Raw genomic sequence first — 15,454 nt, forward strand, 5'->3', positions numbered from 1 at the left:
GTCCGGCCCCGCGGCCCTCGCCGGTGTGCGTCTGCCGCCCGTGCGTGCGGCCGTCGCCGGTGTGCGCCTGGCACACGTGCGTGCGCCTGCCGCCCGCCCCCGCCGCCCGCCCTAGCGCCGGCCACCTGGGTGCGCGCCGCCCCCCTGCCGTCTGCCCTGGCGGGCCGTCCCCGCGTGCGCCCGCCCGGCCGTACCCGTGCCTGCCGGGCGTGCTCGCGCCGGTCACCTTGCCCGCGCCGCCCGCCCCTCGCGCCCGTGCCGGCCGCCCGCCCTCGCGCCTGGGCGTCCGCCTCCGCGACCGTCACCTGGATGGCCCGCCCAGCCGTCCCCACCCCCGCGCCAGTCACCTTGCCCGCGCTGTCCGCCCCTCGCGCCCGTGCCGGCCGCCCGCCCTCGCGCCTGCCGCCCGCCCCCGCAGCCGTCACCCGCATGCGACCGCCCGTCCGTGCTCGCGCCGGTCACCTTGCCCGCGCCGCCCGCCCCTCGCGCCCGTGCCGGCCGCCTCCGCGGCCGTCACCCGCATGCGACCGCCCGTCCGTGCTCGCGCCGGTCACCTCGTGCCTGCCGTCCGTCCCCGCGCCCCGGGCGCCCACTCGCCCTCACGCCGCCCGCCCTCGTGCCTGCCGTGCGTGCTCGCGCCGGCCGCCTTGCCCGCGCCGCAGTTCCAGCCCCCGTGCCAGCCCCCGCCCCCGTGCCCGTGCCGCGTGCCCGTGCCGCGTCCGCGTGCCGGCCTTGCGGCTGTCCCGTGTCCGGGGGCCGGTACGGCGCGGGCAGGGCGACCGGCGCCGGCGGGTGTACGCGCACGGTGCCCCGGCTGCCGCGGGCGCCGCCGCGTCTGCCCGGGGGCGGGCCTCGTCGTTCGGGTGCGTCAGGCTGCCGTACGCGTCCGGTGTGCCGGTGTGCCGGTGTGCCGGCGTGCGGATGGGCCGGTGTGCGGGCGCGCGGGTGTGCGGATGGGCCGGTGTGCAGGCGGGCGGGCGTGCGGGCGTGCGGGTGTGCGGCCGGGCGTGGCGGTGTGCGGGTGGGGGTGTGTCGTGTGGTGGCTCTCGACCGGTACGTGAGTGCTCCTGTAGCGGGCTGCCGGACGGTGGCCGGGGTCGGAAGGAGCGGACATGGGGCATGCGGACAGTGCACTGCGGATCGTGCGGGGTGCGGCCGGCGAGGAGGAACTGGCCGCGGTCACCGTCGTTTTGTGCGCGGTGCTGGCCGCCCGGTGCGAGGACGCGGCGGGCGATGCGCCCGAGGTCCCGCCGGGCGGGGCGCAGGGGACGGCGGCGGATGTCCCGCCGTGGCGTCCGGAGCGTTCTGCCGCGGCCTACCGCTCCCCGTACAGCTGGCGGTAGGCCGGCCGGCGCCGGCCGCCGGCCGGCACTTTCATGGCTGATTCATGCGCGTACCACCCACCCCCACTAAAAACCGCACGGACGGTTCGTTATGCTGGGGGTGGCTGGCCGCGCCGTGAGGAGGGAGGCATCGTGACAGTCCTCAATGACGTTCCCCAGGTGTCCGCGGCGCTCGTCGGCGCGCGCGGCCGTGTGGCGGAGCTGCACGGGATCCGTGCGCAGGCGGTGGCCGGGCCGAGTGAGAAGGCGACGGCGGCGCAGCACGCCAAGGGCAAGCTGACCGCGCGGGAGCGGATCGCTCTGCTGCTGGACGCGGGTTCGTTCCAGGAGGTCGAGCAGCTGCGCCGGCACCGGGCGAGCGGGTTCGGCCTGGAGGCGAAGAAGCCCTACACCGACGGGGTGGTCACCGGCTGGGGCACGGTGGAGGGCCGTACCGTCTTCGTCTACGCGCACGACTTCCGGATCTTCGGCGGTGCGCTGGGCGAGGCCCACGCCACGAAGATCCACAAGATCATGGACATGGCCATCGCGGCCGGTGCGCCGCTGGTCTCCCTCAACGACGGCGCGGGCGCGCGTATCCAGGAGGGTGTGTCCGCCCTGGCCGGCTACGGCGGCATCTTCCAGCGCAACACCCGTGCCTCGGGTGTCATCCCGCAGATCAGCGTGATGCTGGGCCCGTGCGCGGGCGGCGCGGCCTACAGCCCGGCGCTGACGGACTTCGTGTTCATGGTCCGCGACACCTCGCAGATGTTCATCACCGGCCCGGACGTGGTCAAGGCCGTCACCGGCGAGGAGATCACCCAGAACGGCCTGGGCGGCGCCGACGTGCACGCCGGCACCTCCGGCGTGGCGCACTTCGCCTACGACGACGAGGAGACCTGCCTGGCCGAGGTCCGCTACCTCCTCTCCCTGCTGCCGCAGAACAACCGGGAGTACCCGCCCTGCGTGCCCTGCTCGGACCCGGCCGGCCGGCGCGGCGAGGCGCTGGTGGACCTGGTGCCCGCCGACGGCAGCCGCCCCTACGACATGACCGAGGTCATCGGGGAGATCGTCGACGACGGCGAGTACCTGGAGGTCCACGAGGGCTGGGCCCGCAACATCATCTGCGCCCTGTCCCGTCTGGGCGGCCAGGTGGTGGGCATCGTCGCCAACCAGCCCAGCGCCCTGGCCGGCGTGCTGGACATCGAGGCCTCGGAGAAGGCCGCCCGGTTCGTGCAGATGTGCGACGCCTTCAACATCCCGGTCATCACGCTGGTGGACGTGCCCGGCTTCCTGCCGGGCGTGGACCAGGAGCACGGCGGCATCATCCGCCACGGCGCCAAGCTGCTGTACGCGTACTGCAACGCGACCGTGCCCCGCATCTCCCTGATCCTGCGCAAGGCCTACGGGGGTGCCTACATCGTCATGGACTCCCAGTCCACCGGCGCGGACCTGACCTTCGCCTGGCCGGCCAACGAGATCGCCGTGATGGGCGCAGAGGGCGCCGCGGGCGTCATCTTCCGCCGCCAGATCGCCGCCGCACCGGACCCCGAGGCGATGCGCCAGAAGATGGTCAAGGAGTACAGGGCCGAGCTGATGCACCCCTACTACGCGGCCGAGCGCGGTCTGGTGGACGACGTCATCGATCCCGCCGAGACCCGTGAGGTGCTCATCCGGTCCCTGGCGATGCTGCGCACCAAGCACGCCGACGTGCCGTCCCGGAAGCACGGCAACCCACCGCAGTGACGGAAGCGAGCGATGGTCAGACAGGAACGTGCAGTGCGTACGCGCGAGGCGCTCATCAGGTCCGCGGCCGAGGTCTTCCACCACGAGGGCTTCACCGCCGCCTCGCTCACCCTGATCAGTTCCAGGGCGGGCGTGAGCAACGGCGCACTGCACTTCCACTTCGCCAGCAAGGCGGTGCTGGCCGACGCGGTGGAGCACGCGGCCGCCGGCGTCCTGCAGACCATCACCGGCCCCGGTCCCGGCCCCGGCCCCGGCTCTGGTCACGGCTCCGGCTCCGGCCGTGGTCCCGGCTCCGGTGCCGGTGCCGGCGGGCGCCGGGACACCAGCACCCTGCAGCGCCTGGTCGACGCCACCCATGAACTCGCCCGCCGGCTGCAGCAGGACGTCGTCCTGCGGGCGGGTTTCGAGCTGAGCGGGGAGGCGGGCCGCCCGGCGCGCACCGACCTGCGGCTGCGCTGGCACACGTGGGTGACGGCCATGGTCGACGCCGCGGAGCGCCGGGGGGAGCTGCGCGAGAGCGTGGCCCGCGAGGGTGTGGTGGCCGCCGTGGTGGCCGTCACCGTGGGCCTGGAGGTGCTCGGCACGCGGGACGAGGCGTGGCTGTCCAGGCGGACGGTCGCCCAGTTCTGGAGACTGCTCCTGCCCGCCCTCGCCCCCGGCCCCGCCCTCGGGGCGCTGGAGGCCCACGGCTCCTTTCCCCGCTGAAATAAGACCGCAAGGTCTGTTCCCCGTGCCCCCTGATCCTGTGCGATCCGGTCATATCCGCAGGAAGGGGCGCTTCCCCCTGCCCGCAGACCCCCGGGCCCGCCCGCCGTATCCGCCGCATCTTTTCGGCCAACGTCTCCTTCCGCTGGACAGGACGTGCTTTCGCCTCCCGGTGGCGCATCACCGTCGGTTCACGCAGCGAGACTGCCTGCTCACGGGCGGGAGGTGGGCAGGTGTTCGATCACGTTCTGACCGGATCGGGGCGGTCGCGGGGCAGCACGGCGGACTCACATTGACAAACCGACTGTGCTGTTTTTTTATCAGGGCTGGAGCCGCGCACCGGTCCCCGGTCACCGGGGGGACGCACCAGGCGGATCACCCGGCCTGCGGCCTGACTCATGGGGGAAACGTGGACGTCGAAGTGCTGGGGACGCTGTCGGTGCGCGAGCACGGGGTACCGGTCGTGCCGACCGCTCCCAAACCGCGTCAGGTCTTGGCCCTGCTCGCCCTCAACGCCGACCAGGTGGTCCCGGTGAGCGCGCTCATCGACGAGCTGTGGGGCGAGCGGCCCCCGCGCAGCGCGCGCACCACGCTGCAGACCTACGTCCTGCAGCTGCGCGAACTGATCGCCCAGGCCCTCGCCCACGGCGCCGGCGCGGGCGAGCGCTGCACCGCCAAGGACGTCCTGGCCACCGTCCCGGGCGGCTACCGCCTGCACACCCGCGGCGGACACGTCGACTACCGGGAGTTCGACCAGCGCGCGGGCGCCGGCTACCGCGCCATGGACGCCGAGGACTACACCGGCGCCGCCCGCCGGCTGGCCGACGCACTGGGCCTGTGGAACGGGCACGCCCTGACCGACATCCAGGCCGGCCTGCTCATCGACACCGAGATCAAACGGCTGGAGGAAGCCCGGCTGTGCGCCCTGGACCAGCGCATCGAGGCGGACCTGCGCCTGGGACGCCACCGCGAGCTGCTGTCCGAACTGACGGTGCTGGTCAGCCAGTACCGGATGCACGAGAGCCTGCACGGACAGTTCATGCTCGCCCTGCACCGCTCCGGCCGCCGCGGTGAAGCCCTCAACGTCTACCAGCGGCTGCGCAGCACCCTCGTCAGCGAACTGGGCCTGGAACCCTCCGCCGCGCTCAGCCGCCTCCAGCGCTCCATCCTCGTCGCCCGCCCCGAAGCACCCGCCGGCGCCGCCCCCGGCGCCACCGGCGGCGCCGGCACCCGCCTCGTCACCCGCTGACACCCCGCACCCTCCGTCACGGGCCCCACCCATGACGTGCCGTCAGCCGGGCGATGCGCCCCGACAGCTCCCGCTGCTCCCGGCGCAGCAGCTCCACATGAGCGCGCAGACACTCCAGCTCCGCGCCCACGGCCCCCGCACCCCCCTCCTCCATCCCCGGCCCGGTGCCCGGCCCGCTGCCGGAACCCGGCCCGGTGCCGGTGCCGGGGCCGGGTGCGGTGCCGTGCAGGATCGCCTCCCTGCGCCCGCGCAGCACCGCACCCGGCCCCACCCCCAGCTCCCGGGCCAGCCGCCGGCGCGCCCGCTCATAGGCGCCCAGCGCCTCCGCGCGGCGCCCGCAGAGCTCCAGCGCCGCCATCAGCTGCTCCTGGAAACGCTCACGCAGCGGATGGACGGCCACCAGCTCCTGCAGCTCACCGGTGATCTCCGCACCGCGGTCCGCCCGCAGGCTCGCATCGAACAGCGACTCCAGGGCGAGCAGCCGCCGCTCCTCCAGCAGCGCCGCCCCGCCCGAACACAACGGCCCCTGACCGCTGCCGTGCAGGGCCGGCCCGCGCCACAGCGCCAGAGCCTGCCGCAGCACATCCGCCGCACACCCCGGCGCGGAGGCGGCCAGCACCCCCGCCCGCGCGGCCAGACGGTCGAAACGCTGCGCGTCCGTGGTCGCGGGCCCCAGCCGCAGCACATAACCCGGCGGGCAGGACTCCAGCCACGGACGCGACGACGGCCCGCACCCGCACCCGGACCCGGGCGCACACCCGCACCCCGACCCAGACCCGCGTCCGGGCAGGGGAACGGACGCGGGACCGGCCAAAGGACCCGGTGCGGGCGCGGGTGCGGGCGGCGGGGGCAGCAGGCGGCGCAGCCGCGCCACATGGGCCTGCAGGGCGTTGGCGGCGTTCGCCGGGGGATGGGCACCCCACAACTCGTCCACCAGGCGCTCGCTGGGCACCACCTGGCCGGCCCGCACGATCAGAGCACCGAGCAGCGCACGCTGCTTGGCACCCCTGGGAACGATCCGCACACCGGCCCGCTCGTCGTGAATCTGAACGGCCCCAAGAATCCGAAACTCCATCTCGCCCTTGCCCGGGAAACACCCGGGGCCGCACCCCGCCGACCCGCATCACGGCCCCGGTATTCCCTCACGAATAGCAGATGCACTTCCTTCCGCCCGGACACTAGCCGACCCCCGTTTCAGGCGCAGGATTCCCCAGCCACCCGCAAACCGCTGTGGAAAAATCCTCGAGGACCCTTCAGCCCTTCGCAGCCCCGGTCCGGCGCAAACACCAGAACACCCCGTTCTCACACCCCCCGGCCACACCCCCCGGCCACACCCCCCGGCCACACCCCCGGCCACCCCCCGGCCTGCCCCGGGCAGGCCCCGCCCGGCCGGTGCGGGCAGCCCCGGGCCGGGACAGTGCAGCCGGCCGGACGGCCGGACGCCCGGCCGCCGCAGCCGCAGGAACCGCGGCGAACCGGGTCCGCCGCGCTCCAGCCCCGCCCCGCGCTCCAGCCCGCCCGTGTTCCGGTCCGGTGCGCGCTCCGGCTCCGGTCCCCTCCGCGCTCCGGCCTTCGCCGCCGGCGCCGCCGAAGGCCAAAAAAGATCCGCGGCCCGTGGCCGGAGCCGTGCTGTGGCGCGGAAAAAGGACCGCCCCGCGGCCGGTACACCGGCGCCCCGCCCGAACGCTGTCGTGCCCGGTCCTCCAGGAAACGAACGAGACGTGCTCGAGCCCCTCTCGCGCGCCGGTCTCAGAAACGTCCGGTTCCTCTTGCCGCAGAGTGGCGGGAATGACACGGGATGGCGTGACGCGACAGTATCGAACCGCTCTATCAACGGCTCAGAACCAACCGCTCTATCAACGGCTCAGAACCAACCGCCCTGACAACTTGCGGAGGGAATCGTGAAAATACAAGTCCTGGGTGCGTTGAACGCTGAATTCAACGGAATCTCGGTCGTGCCCACCGCCGGCAAGCCCCGGCAGATCCTGGCGCTGCTCGCCCTGTGCCCCGGCCGGGTCGTGCCGGTCCCCACCCTCATGGAGGAGATCTGGGGCACCGAACTGCCGCAGAGCTCGATGACCACCCTGCAGACCTACATCCTCCAGCTGCGCCGCCTGCTGGGCACGGCCATGGGCCCCGACGTGCCGGGCTCGGCCAAGGACGTGCTCGCCACCCGCTACGGCGGCTACCTGCTGCAGATACCCGCCGAGGCGGTCGACGCCTTCCAGTACGAACGGCTCGTCGTGGAGGGCCGGCAGGCGTTCGAGGACGGCGAGGACGAGCGTGCGGCCGCGGTGCTGCGCGCGGCGCTCGACCTGTGGGACGGGCCCGCCCTGGTCGACGTACGGGTCGGACCGATCCTGGAGATCGAGGTGATGCGCATGGAGCAGAGCCGCCTGGTCACCCGCGAACGCCGGATCGACGCCGAGCTGCGCCTGGGCCGGCACGTGGAACTCATCGCCGAACTCACCGACCTGGTCGCCCGCCACCCGCAGCACGAAGGGCTGCACTCCCAGGCGATGGTGGCCCTGTACCGCTCCGGACGGCAGGCCGCCGCGCTCGACGTCTACCGCAGACTGCGCCAGCGCCTCATCGAGGAACTGGGCGTCGAACCCTCCCCGCAGCTGCAGCGGCTGCACCAGGCGATGCTCGCCGTCGACCCGCAGCTGGACGTCGTCGCCGGAGCCCGGCGCTCCTCGACGTTCGACCTGTACGCGGCATGACCCCCCGCCCCGCCCCCCGCCCGCCCCGCCCCCACCCCGCCCGGCCGCCGGACGGCCCCGTGCGGCGCACCGTCCGCCGTGCCCGGCCCCCGGACGGCTGCTTGCGGCGTACCGGCCGCCGCGTCCGGCCGCCGGACGGGGGTGTGCGGTCCCGGGGTTGCCGGCTGCCGGGGCGGCCGGGGCTGCCGGGAGGGCCGCGGCCGGGGGCCGGTCGAGCGCCGCACGAGCCGCCGGGGCGAGGCTCGCAGCGCACCTGTCCCCGCCCCGCCCCCCGGCGCCGGGCACCGCGCCCCACCCCGCCGTGCCGGGGCCGCGCCCGCGGCACGCCGGACACAGCCCCTCACGAGGAAGGCGACGGATGGCTTCCCGTACCAAGGCCCGCGCGGCGCGACCCGCCCGGGTCACACTCAACTGCCTGGCCCACGCCGGCGCGGGCGTGGCCAGCTACCGCGACTGGGCCAGCGCGGTCGGTGACGGCGTCGACGTGCACGCCCTGCCCCTGCCCGGCCGCGAAGCACGCCGCCGCGAACCACGCCTGACCACCCGGGCCGACCTCCTCGCCGACCTGCTGCCGGGCCTGCTCACCACCGCCCGCCGCGGCCCCTACGCCCTGTACGGCCACAGCATGGGCGCCCTCGTCGGCTACACCCTCACCCGGGCCCTGGCCGACGCCGGCGCACCGCCGCTGTTCCTGGCGGTGGGCGCCTGCCCGCCCCCGCACACCACCACCGCCCTGGTGGACGGCGCGGACCTGCCCGACGAGGACCTGCTGCCCCTGCTCGACACCATCGGCTCACTGCCGCCGGGCGCCTCCGCGTCCCCCGGCGGACTGTGGCGGCGCACCTTCCTGCCCGTACTGCGCGACGACCTGCGCCTGGCCAAGTCCCTGCGCAACGCCGCCCTGGACCCGGTCACCGGCGGCCCCGTCGACGTCCCCGTCCTGGTCTTCGCCGGCAGCGACGACCCGCTCGCCGCCCCCGCCGCGCTGCGGCACTGGCAGCAGTGGACCACCGACCTGATCGAACTGCACACCGTGTCCGGCGGCCACTTCTTCGCCAGCTCCGCCGGCCTGGCCCAACACGTCGGCCGCGCCTGCCGCGACCACGTGAACGCCCAGCCCGCGGGAGGCCGACGGTGAAACGCGTCGTGATCACCGGCATCGGCGTCGTGGCCCCCGGCGGAGTGGGCACCAAAAGCTTCTGGGACCTGCTGACGATCGGCCGCACCGCCACCCGCCCCATCACCCTCTTCGACGCCTCCGCCTACCGCTCACGCATCGCCGCCGAGGTCGACTTCGACCCCGCCGCCCACGGCTTCGCCTCCGCCGACACCGAACGCCTGGACCGCATCACCCAGTTCGCCCTGGTCGCCGCCCGCGAGGCCATCGCCGACAGCGGCATCGGCGAAAGCGTGGAACGCGCCCCGCTGCGCTGCGCCGTGAGCCTGGGCAGCGCGATCGGCTGCACCACCGCCCTGGCCACCCAGTACGCCATCCTCAGCGACTGCGGAAACACCTGGGACCTCGACCACACCGAGGCCGCCGACTTCCTCTACGACTACTTCGTCCCCAGCTCACTGGCGGCCGCCCTGGCCCGCGACTGCGGCGCACAGGGACCGGTCGCCCTCGTCTCCAGCGGCTGCACCTCCGGCCTGGACGCCATCGGACACGGCGCCGACCTGATCCGCGAGGGCAGCGCCGACATGGCCGTCGTCGGCGGCGCCGAAGCACCCATCGCCCCCATCACCATGGCCAGCTTCGACCGCCTGCGCCTCACCAGCTCACGCAACGACGACCCCGCCACCGCCAGCCGCCCCTTCGACCGCACCCGCGACGGATTCGTCCTCGGCGAAGGCGCGGCCGTCCTGGTCCTGGAAGAACAGGAACACGCCCGCCGCCGCGGCGCCCAGCCCTACGCCGAACTGTCCGGCCTCGCCGCCCACAGCAGCGCCCACCACATGACCGGCCTGCGCCCCGGAGCCCAGGAAATGGCCGCCGCCATCCGCGCCGCACTCGACCAGGCCCGGCTCAACCCGGCGGACATCGACTACATCAGCGCCCACGGCGCCGGCACCCGCCACAACGACCGCCACGAGACCCACGCCTTCAAAGCCGGCCTGGGCCACCACGCCCACCAGGTGCCCGTCAGCTCCATCAAATCGATGATCGGACACGCACTCGGCGCCGCCGGCGCCCTGGACCTGACGGCCGGCGCCCTGGCCATCCGGCACGGCATCGTGCCCCCCACCGCCAACCTCCATCAACCCGACCCCACCTGCGACCTGGACTACACGCCGCTGTTCGCACGGGAACAGCGCACCAGCACCGTCCTGAGCGTCGCCAGCGGATTCGGCGGCTTCCACACCGCGGCCGTCCTCACCCGGCCCCGCCTGCAGGAGGCGGCATGAGCCACCCCGCCCCGCCCGCCCGCAGCCCCCACCCGGCACCGGACGGCCCCCCGCACACACACCAGGCCCTGGTCACCGGCATCGGCATCACCGCCCCCAACGGCCTGGGCGCACCGGCCTACTGGGACGCACTGCTCAGCGGCCGCAGCGGACTGGGCCCCATCACCCGCTTCGACGCCTCCGGCTACCCCGTGCGCATCGCCGGCGAGATCACCGACTTCGCCGACGAGGAACACATCCCCAGCAGACTCCTGCCCTCCACCGACCGCAGCACCCGCCTCGCCCTGGCCGCGGCCCAGGAAGCCCTCGACGACGCGGGCGCCGGCCCCCAGGAGACGGCCGGCAACCAGGCCGGCGTGATGACCGCCAGCCTCGCCGGCGGCGCCGAGTTCGGACAACGCGGCCTGGCCGCCCTGTGGAGCAAGGGCGCCACCCACGTCAGCGCCTACCAGTCCTTCGCCTCCTTCCACGCCGCCGCCCCCGCCCAGATCTCCATCCGCCACCGGCTGCGCGGCCACGGCTCCGCCATCATCACCGAACAGGCCGGCGGCATCGACGCCCTCGCACGCGCCCGGCGCCGCATCCGCGACGGCGCACCCCTCATGGTCACCGGCGGCGTCGACTCCACCCTGTGCCCCTGGGGCTGGGCCGCCCACCTGGCGGACGGCCGGCTCAGCCCCAGCGGCGAACCCCACCACGCCTACCGGCCCTTCGCCGCCACGGCCGACGGCCACACCGTCGGCGAGGGCGGCGCCCTGCTGGTACTGGAGGACGCCCGCTCGGCCGCACGCCGCGGCGCCACCGGCTACGGCACCGTCGCCGGCTGCGCCTCCACCTTCGACGGCCCCCGCCGGCCCCGGCTGCGCGAAGCCGCCGAACTGGCCCTGGCCCAGGCCGGCCTGACCCCCGCCCACGTCGACGTCGTCTTCGCGGACGGCGCCGGCCGGCGCAGCGCCGACCGCACCGAGAGCACCGCACTGTGCGCCCTGTTCGGCCCCTACGGGGTGCCGGTCACCGTCCCCAAGACGATGACCGGACGGCTCGGCGCCGGCGGGGCGGCCCTGGACGTGGCCACCGCCCTGCTGGCCCTGAACGCGAAAACCGTGCCGCCGACCACCGGCACCACACGCGTCGCCGGCGACTGCCCCCTGGACCTGGTCACCGCCCCACGCCGGCTGCCCCACCTCCAAGTGGCCCTGGTCCTCGCCCGCGGACGAGGCGGCTTCAACGCCGCCACGGTCCTGCGCGCACCCCACCCCGGATAACCACCCACCCCAACCCCCCGCCCCCGGGCACCGTCCCGGCCGGCCCCGCACCGGCCGCGACCAGCCCGGCACAAACGGACGCAGGACGGCCCGGACAGCCCGCCAGAAACCACAGGACGGGCGCACGGGCGGACCTGAACGGCCCGGCACAGACCCACGACCGCGACCACCGCGCGGCCCCCCCGGCCACGGGGGCGGCGAAGCCCGGGGGAGCGGGCACCCAGCACGCCGGACAGCACACCGGGAGACCGGTGTGCGGCGGGCTCCCGGCCACGGGCGGCGACACTCCCCGGCCGGCAGGTACACAGCACGCCGGGACAACGCGCCGGGACAGCACGCCGGCAGCCGCAAGGCGCATGCCCCGCGCCGGAACGGCCCCCGGTGCGGGGAGCCCCAAGGACGCGGGGAGCCCCGGGATACGGAAAGCCCAAGGCGCGGTGGCCCCTCGGCCGCCGACGCGCGGGGCCCGTCGCCGAGGGGGGCGGGGGAGAGGTGAGGGGGCGGGGCGCGGACTACGCGGCGTCGCGGTCGTCGTGGGCGCCGCCGTCCAGTTCACGGGCGAGGCGGCGCTCCAGCTCGGTCAGGGGCACGTCCTTGCGCACCCGCTCCGGATGCCCCGGGGGCGGCTCACGCCACAGCTCTTGCGGCCGTACCTCCTCGTACGGCGCCGTCTCACCCCCGATACACAGCCTTCCGTAGGTGACCAGGCCCTCCCACAGGCCGCGGATGAACCGGCGCGGACGCGAGAACCCCATCCCTGCCACCTCCCCGGATCGCTTCTGGGACCACTGCGCCCCCACCGGCACAACCGGCGGCGCACGGCAGGCCACGCTCCGCCGCCGCCCTCGAGAACGCACCGGGCCGCGGTCGAGCACCCCCGGGCCGGCACCCTCCAGGCACACCCGAGCACGGCCCAGGCCGATCCCGAGCGGTTCCGGACAGGGTCGAGGACAGCCGCAGCACAACGGGCCGCCGCGCCCGCCCCCTCGGTGGACCGCGGCCCCTGTGCGGTCGGCCAGGGACCCGGCACGGCGGCGACGCCTTGGACGACGGAGGGTGTGGACGATGCCGGATACGCGAGTGCACCGCACGGCCTGTGAAGTGAGCGTTCCCGCCCCGGCCGGAGTGCTGTACGGCCTGATAGCGGACGCCACCGTGTGGCCGCTGTTCTTCCCCCCGTGCCTGCACGTCGAGCAACTGGACTTCGACGGCACCCGCGAGAGGCTGCGCATGTGGGCGCTGGCCGGAGACCGGATCAGCTCGTGGGTCTCGCGCCGGCACCTGGACATCGGCCAGCGGCGCGTCCGGTTCCGCCAGGAACTGCCCGCCCGCCCCCTCGAGTCGATGACCGGCGTGTGGAGCGTGCACCCCGCCGGCGACGTGTGCCGGGTGAGACTGGAACACGCCTTCACCGTCACCGGCGACGCCCCCGCCGACGTCGCCTGGGCCGCCCGCGTCACCCGCGACAACAGCCGCGCCCAGCTCGACAGCCTGGCCCGCCTCGCCCAGCGCTGGACCCGCCTGGACGACCTCGCGGTCACCTTCGAGGACACCGTACGGGTCAAGGCACCCGCCGAACTCGTCTTCGACTTCCTCTACCGGGCCGCGGACTGGCCCGAGGACCTGGCCTACACGCGTCCGCTCGCCGTACGGGAGGACACCCCGGGCATCCAGACCCTCACCCTGGACGGCCGCTCGGCCACCGGCACCCGGGCCGTGCGCATCGCCTTCCCGAGCGCGGGCCGCCTCGTGCACAAGCATCTGCACACCAGCGGACCGCTGGCCGCCTACACCGGGGAGTGGTCCATCGAATCCCACCCCGCGGGAGTCGACGTGAGCGTCCGTCACCACATCCTGCTCAGCGACGACGCCGCCGCCGGCGGCCAGGACGCCGCCCGGCGTCTGCGCGACGAACTCGCCCGCACCGGACGGCACGTGCTGGAACACGCCACGCGCCACGCCTGCGGCGCGGTGCGGGTCCTGTGACCGCCACGGCCGGCACGGCCCCTACCCCCGCCCACCCCACCACCCCCGCGAACAGCACCGCCCCCGCCCCGGCGGACGGCACCGCCCCCGCCCGGGCGCACGGTTTCGCCCCGGCGCACGACGGCGGCGAACCCGCCCGCGCCGCCCGGCTGGAGGCCGCGCTCGGTGACCCCTTCGACCCCGGCAACCCGCACGGGCACCTGGCACTGGTACGGGCCGACGACAGCCGCGAGGCACCCGCGGCCACCGAGGCACTGCTCGCCGACCACGCCCTGAGCGCCGAATTCGTCCCCCACGACCTCGGCGGACGCCTGACGGACCTCGAACAGCTCGCCCGCGTCCTGCGCCCCCTCTTCCGCCGCGACCTCGCCCTGGGCTACGGCTTCGGCGTCACCTCGCTGTTCGCCGCCTCCTCGGTGTGGACCGCGGGCGACGCCTCCCAGCGCGCCGCCCTCGCCCGCGTCCTGCTCGACGGCGGCCGGGTCGCCATCGTGCACCGCGAGGTCGCCCACGCCAACGCCATCCTGCGCCGCGAGGTCGGCGCCCAGCCCGCCCCGGGCGGCGGGTTCGTGCTGAACGGGAGCAAGGACGCGGTCATGAACGCCGACCGCACCGACACGTTCGTCGTCTACGCCCGCACCTCGCCCCAGGACGGCTCCGCCAGCCACTCGGTGCTCCTGCTGCCCGGACCGCCCGACCGGGGCGAAGTCCACCGCCTGGCACGGGTGGAGATGCCCGGCATGCGCGGCGCACGCTTCCACGGCCTGCGCCTGAACGACGTGCACCTGCCCCCCAGCGCCCTGGTCGGCTCCCCGGGCCAGGGCGTGACCCTGGCCCTGCGCAGCTTCCAGATCAGCCACTGCCTCATCCCCGGCACGGTCCTGGCGGGCGTGGACGGCGTCCTGCGGCTGGCCGTGCGCGCCGCCACCGAGAACCGGCCCGGCCGGCAGCCCGCCCGGCGCTGGCACAAAGCACTCAGCGGCGTCTTCGCCGACCTGCTGGCCTGCGACGCCATGGCCGTCACCGGACTGCGCGCCCTCAGCCTCATGCCGCAGGACGCCTACCTGCTCGCCGCCGCCGTCAAATACACCATGCCCGACCTGCTGCGCGAGGACCTGGAAGAACTGGCCGCCGTCCTGGGCGCCAGGGGATACGACCGCGGCCCGCTCTACGGAGGCTTCCAGAAACTGGCCCGGGACCTGCCCGTGGCCGGCCTCGGCCACTCCGGAACGGCCGTCTGCCAGGCGGTGCTGGTACCCCAGCTGCCGGCGCTCGCCCGCCAGGCCTGGTTCCGCTCCCAGGAACCGCCCGCACACCTGTACACCCCGGGCGCCCCGCTGCCGCCGCTGGAACACCGAAGCCTCACCCACTCCGGGACCGACGACCTGCTCGCCGCGACCCTGATCGCAGCCGCCGAACGCCTCACCGCACAGCCGGCCGCCACCCCGCTGCACGCCGCCCTGGCCCGCCTGGCCCAGACCCTGGTGGGGGAACTGCGCGAGCTGCGCACCCGCTGCGCGGCCCTGCCCGCCACCTCCAGCACCGCGGTCGACCCGCTGGCCTGCGCCCTCGCCGACCGCTACGCCCTGGTGCTGTCCGCCGCCGCCTGCCTGGGCGTCTGGGAGGGCCAGGCGTCAGCCGACACCTTCCTGGCCGACCCCGCCTGGGCGGTACTCGTCCTCAGCCGCATCGCCCGCAGACTCGGCGCCCCGGTGGGGGAGGTGCCCGCCGAAGCACAGCAGACGGTCCTCGCCGAAGTACTGCAACGCTGCCGCCACGCACGCAGCCTCGACCTGTACGCCACCCCCCTGGCCGGCTGAAACACCGTGACACGCACCGGAAAGGAGGCACCCCCGCACCACCCCGCACCACCCCGCACAGCGCAGGCCCGCACCGCCCGTAGGGGTGCGTACCGGCCCGTGCGGGCCCCGTTGGGGCCCCTCGCGGGAGCGCACAGGAACCGGGACGTGCACGGGCCGCCGAACGCCCGCCACGGCACGTCCGGGCATCAGTAGGGGTGCCGGCCCCGGCCGCAGACCACCCCGGCCCGCC

Annotated in this window: 12 protein-coding genes; 10 read left to right on the top strand and 2 right to left on the bottom strand. The window is 75.2% G+C overall.

The genetic code is table 11. From position 1 onward, the window contains the following. Positions 1 to 1,112 precede the first annotated feature (1,112 nt). The 4 genes from SAM23877_RS35270 (at position 1,113) to SAM23877_RS35285 (ending at position 5,022) form a co-directional block, all read left to right on the top strand. Positions 1,113 to 1,343 carry an acyl-CoA carboxylase epsilon subunit gene (locus SAM23877_RS35270; RefSeq protein ID WP_053125910.1) on the top strand — a complete coding sequence of 77 codons (231 nt, stop codon included), beginning with the start codon at positions 1,113 to 1,115 and terminating at the stop codon, positions 1,341 to 1,343. Between the two features lie 132 nt (positions 1,344 to 1,475). Next, a complete protein-coding gene (locus tag SAM23877_RS35275; RefSeq protein ID WP_053125907.1) occupies positions 1,476 to 3,068 on the top strand; it encodes an acyl-CoA carboxylase subunit beta in 1,593 nt (530 codons plus the stop codon). Between the two features lie 33 nt (positions 3,069 to 3,101). Next, on the top strand, positions 3,102 to 3,773 hold the full coding sequence (locus SAM23877_RS35280; protein ID WP_244902881.1) for a helix-turn-helix domain-containing protein: 672 nt from the start codon (positions 3,102 to 3,104) through the stop codon (positions 3,771 to 3,773). 409 nt (positions 3,774 to 4,182) lie between these two features. Then, positions 4,183 to 5,022, top strand: a complete 840-nt coding sequence (locus tag SAM23877_RS35285; protein WP_053125904.1) for an AfsR/SARP family transcriptional regulator — start codon at positions 4,183 to 4,185, stop codon at positions 5,020 to 5,022. A 16-nt stretch (positions 5,023 to 5,038) separates the two neighbouring features. On the opposite strand, the gene SAM23877_RS35290 is transcribed toward SAM23877_RS35285, so the two are convergent. After that, a complete protein-coding gene (locus tag SAM23877_RS35290) occupies positions 5,039 to 6,046 on the bottom strand; it encodes an AfsR/SARP family transcriptional regulator (RefSeq protein WP_244902880.1) in 1,008 nt (335 codons plus the stop codon). Between the two features lie 877 nt (positions 6,047 to 6,923). Here SAM23877_RS35290 and SAM23877_RS35295 point away from each other — a divergent pair. From SAM23877_RS35295 to SAM23877_RS35310, 4 genes are all read left to right on the top strand, one after another. Further along, the gene (locus SAM23877_RS35295) at positions 6,924 to 7,745 is read left to right on the top strand and encodes an AfsR/SARP family transcriptional regulator (RefSeq protein ID WP_053125900.1); all 822 of its coding nucleotides are present in this window, start codon (positions 6,924 to 6,926) and stop codon (positions 7,743 to 7,745) included. A gap of 358 nt (positions 7,746 to 8,103) precedes the next feature. Further along, on the top strand, positions 8,104 to 8,883 hold the full coding sequence (locus SAM23877_RS35300) for a thioesterase II family protein (protein WP_053125898.1): 780 nt from the start codon (positions 8,104 to 8,106) through the stop codon (positions 8,881 to 8,883). After that, positions 8,880 to 10,151 (top strand): beta-ketoacyl-[acyl-carrier-protein] synthase family protein, encoded by a 1,272-nt coding sequence (locus SAM23877_RS35305; protein WP_053125893.1) that lies wholly within the window; start codon positions 8,880 to 8,882, stop codon positions 10,149 to 10,151. The genes SAM23877_RS35300 and SAM23877_RS35305 overlap by 4 nt, the downstream gene beginning before the upstream one ends. Beyond that, positions 10,148 to 11,416 (top strand): ketosynthase chain-length factor, encoded by a 1,269-nt coding sequence (locus tag SAM23877_RS35310; RefSeq protein WP_079029946.1) that lies wholly within the window; start codon positions 10,148 to 10,150, stop codon positions 11,414 to 11,416. Before SAM23877_RS35305 ends, SAM23877_RS35310 begins: the two co-directional genes overlap by 4 nt. A 512-nt stretch (positions 11,417 to 11,928) precedes the next feature. On the opposite strand, the gene SAM23877_RS35315 is transcribed toward SAM23877_RS35310, so the two are convergent. After that, complete coding sequence (locus tag SAM23877_RS35315; RefSeq protein ID WP_053125890.1) at positions 11,929 to 12,171, bottom strand: DUF6059 family protein; 243 nt, start codon at positions 12,169 to 12,171, stop codon at positions 11,929 to 11,931. 346 nt (positions 12,172 to 12,517) lie between these two features. Here SAM23877_RS35315 and SAM23877_RS35320 point away from each other — a divergent pair, with 346 nt between their 5' ends. Beyond that, the gene (locus SAM23877_RS35320; RefSeq protein WP_079030615.1) at positions 12,518 to 13,402 is read left to right on the top strand and encodes an aromatase/cyclase; all 885 of its coding nucleotides are present in this window, start codon (positions 12,518 to 12,520) and stop codon (positions 13,400 to 13,402) included. Beyond that, positions 13,399 to 15,222, top strand: coding sequence for an acyl-CoA dehydrogenase family protein (locus SAM23877_RS35325; protein WP_053125886.1), 1,824 nt, complete (start codon positions 13,399 to 13,401; stop codon positions 15,220 to 15,222). Before SAM23877_RS35320 ends, SAM23877_RS35325 begins: the two co-directional genes overlap by 4 nt. Positions 15,223 to 15,454: the final 232 nt, after the last annotated feature.

The sequence above is a fragment of the Streptomyces ambofaciens ATCC 23877 genome (assembly GCF_001267885.1).
GTDB lineage: Bacteria > Actinomycetota > Actinomycetes > Streptomycetales > Streptomycetaceae > Streptomyces > Streptomyces ambofaciens.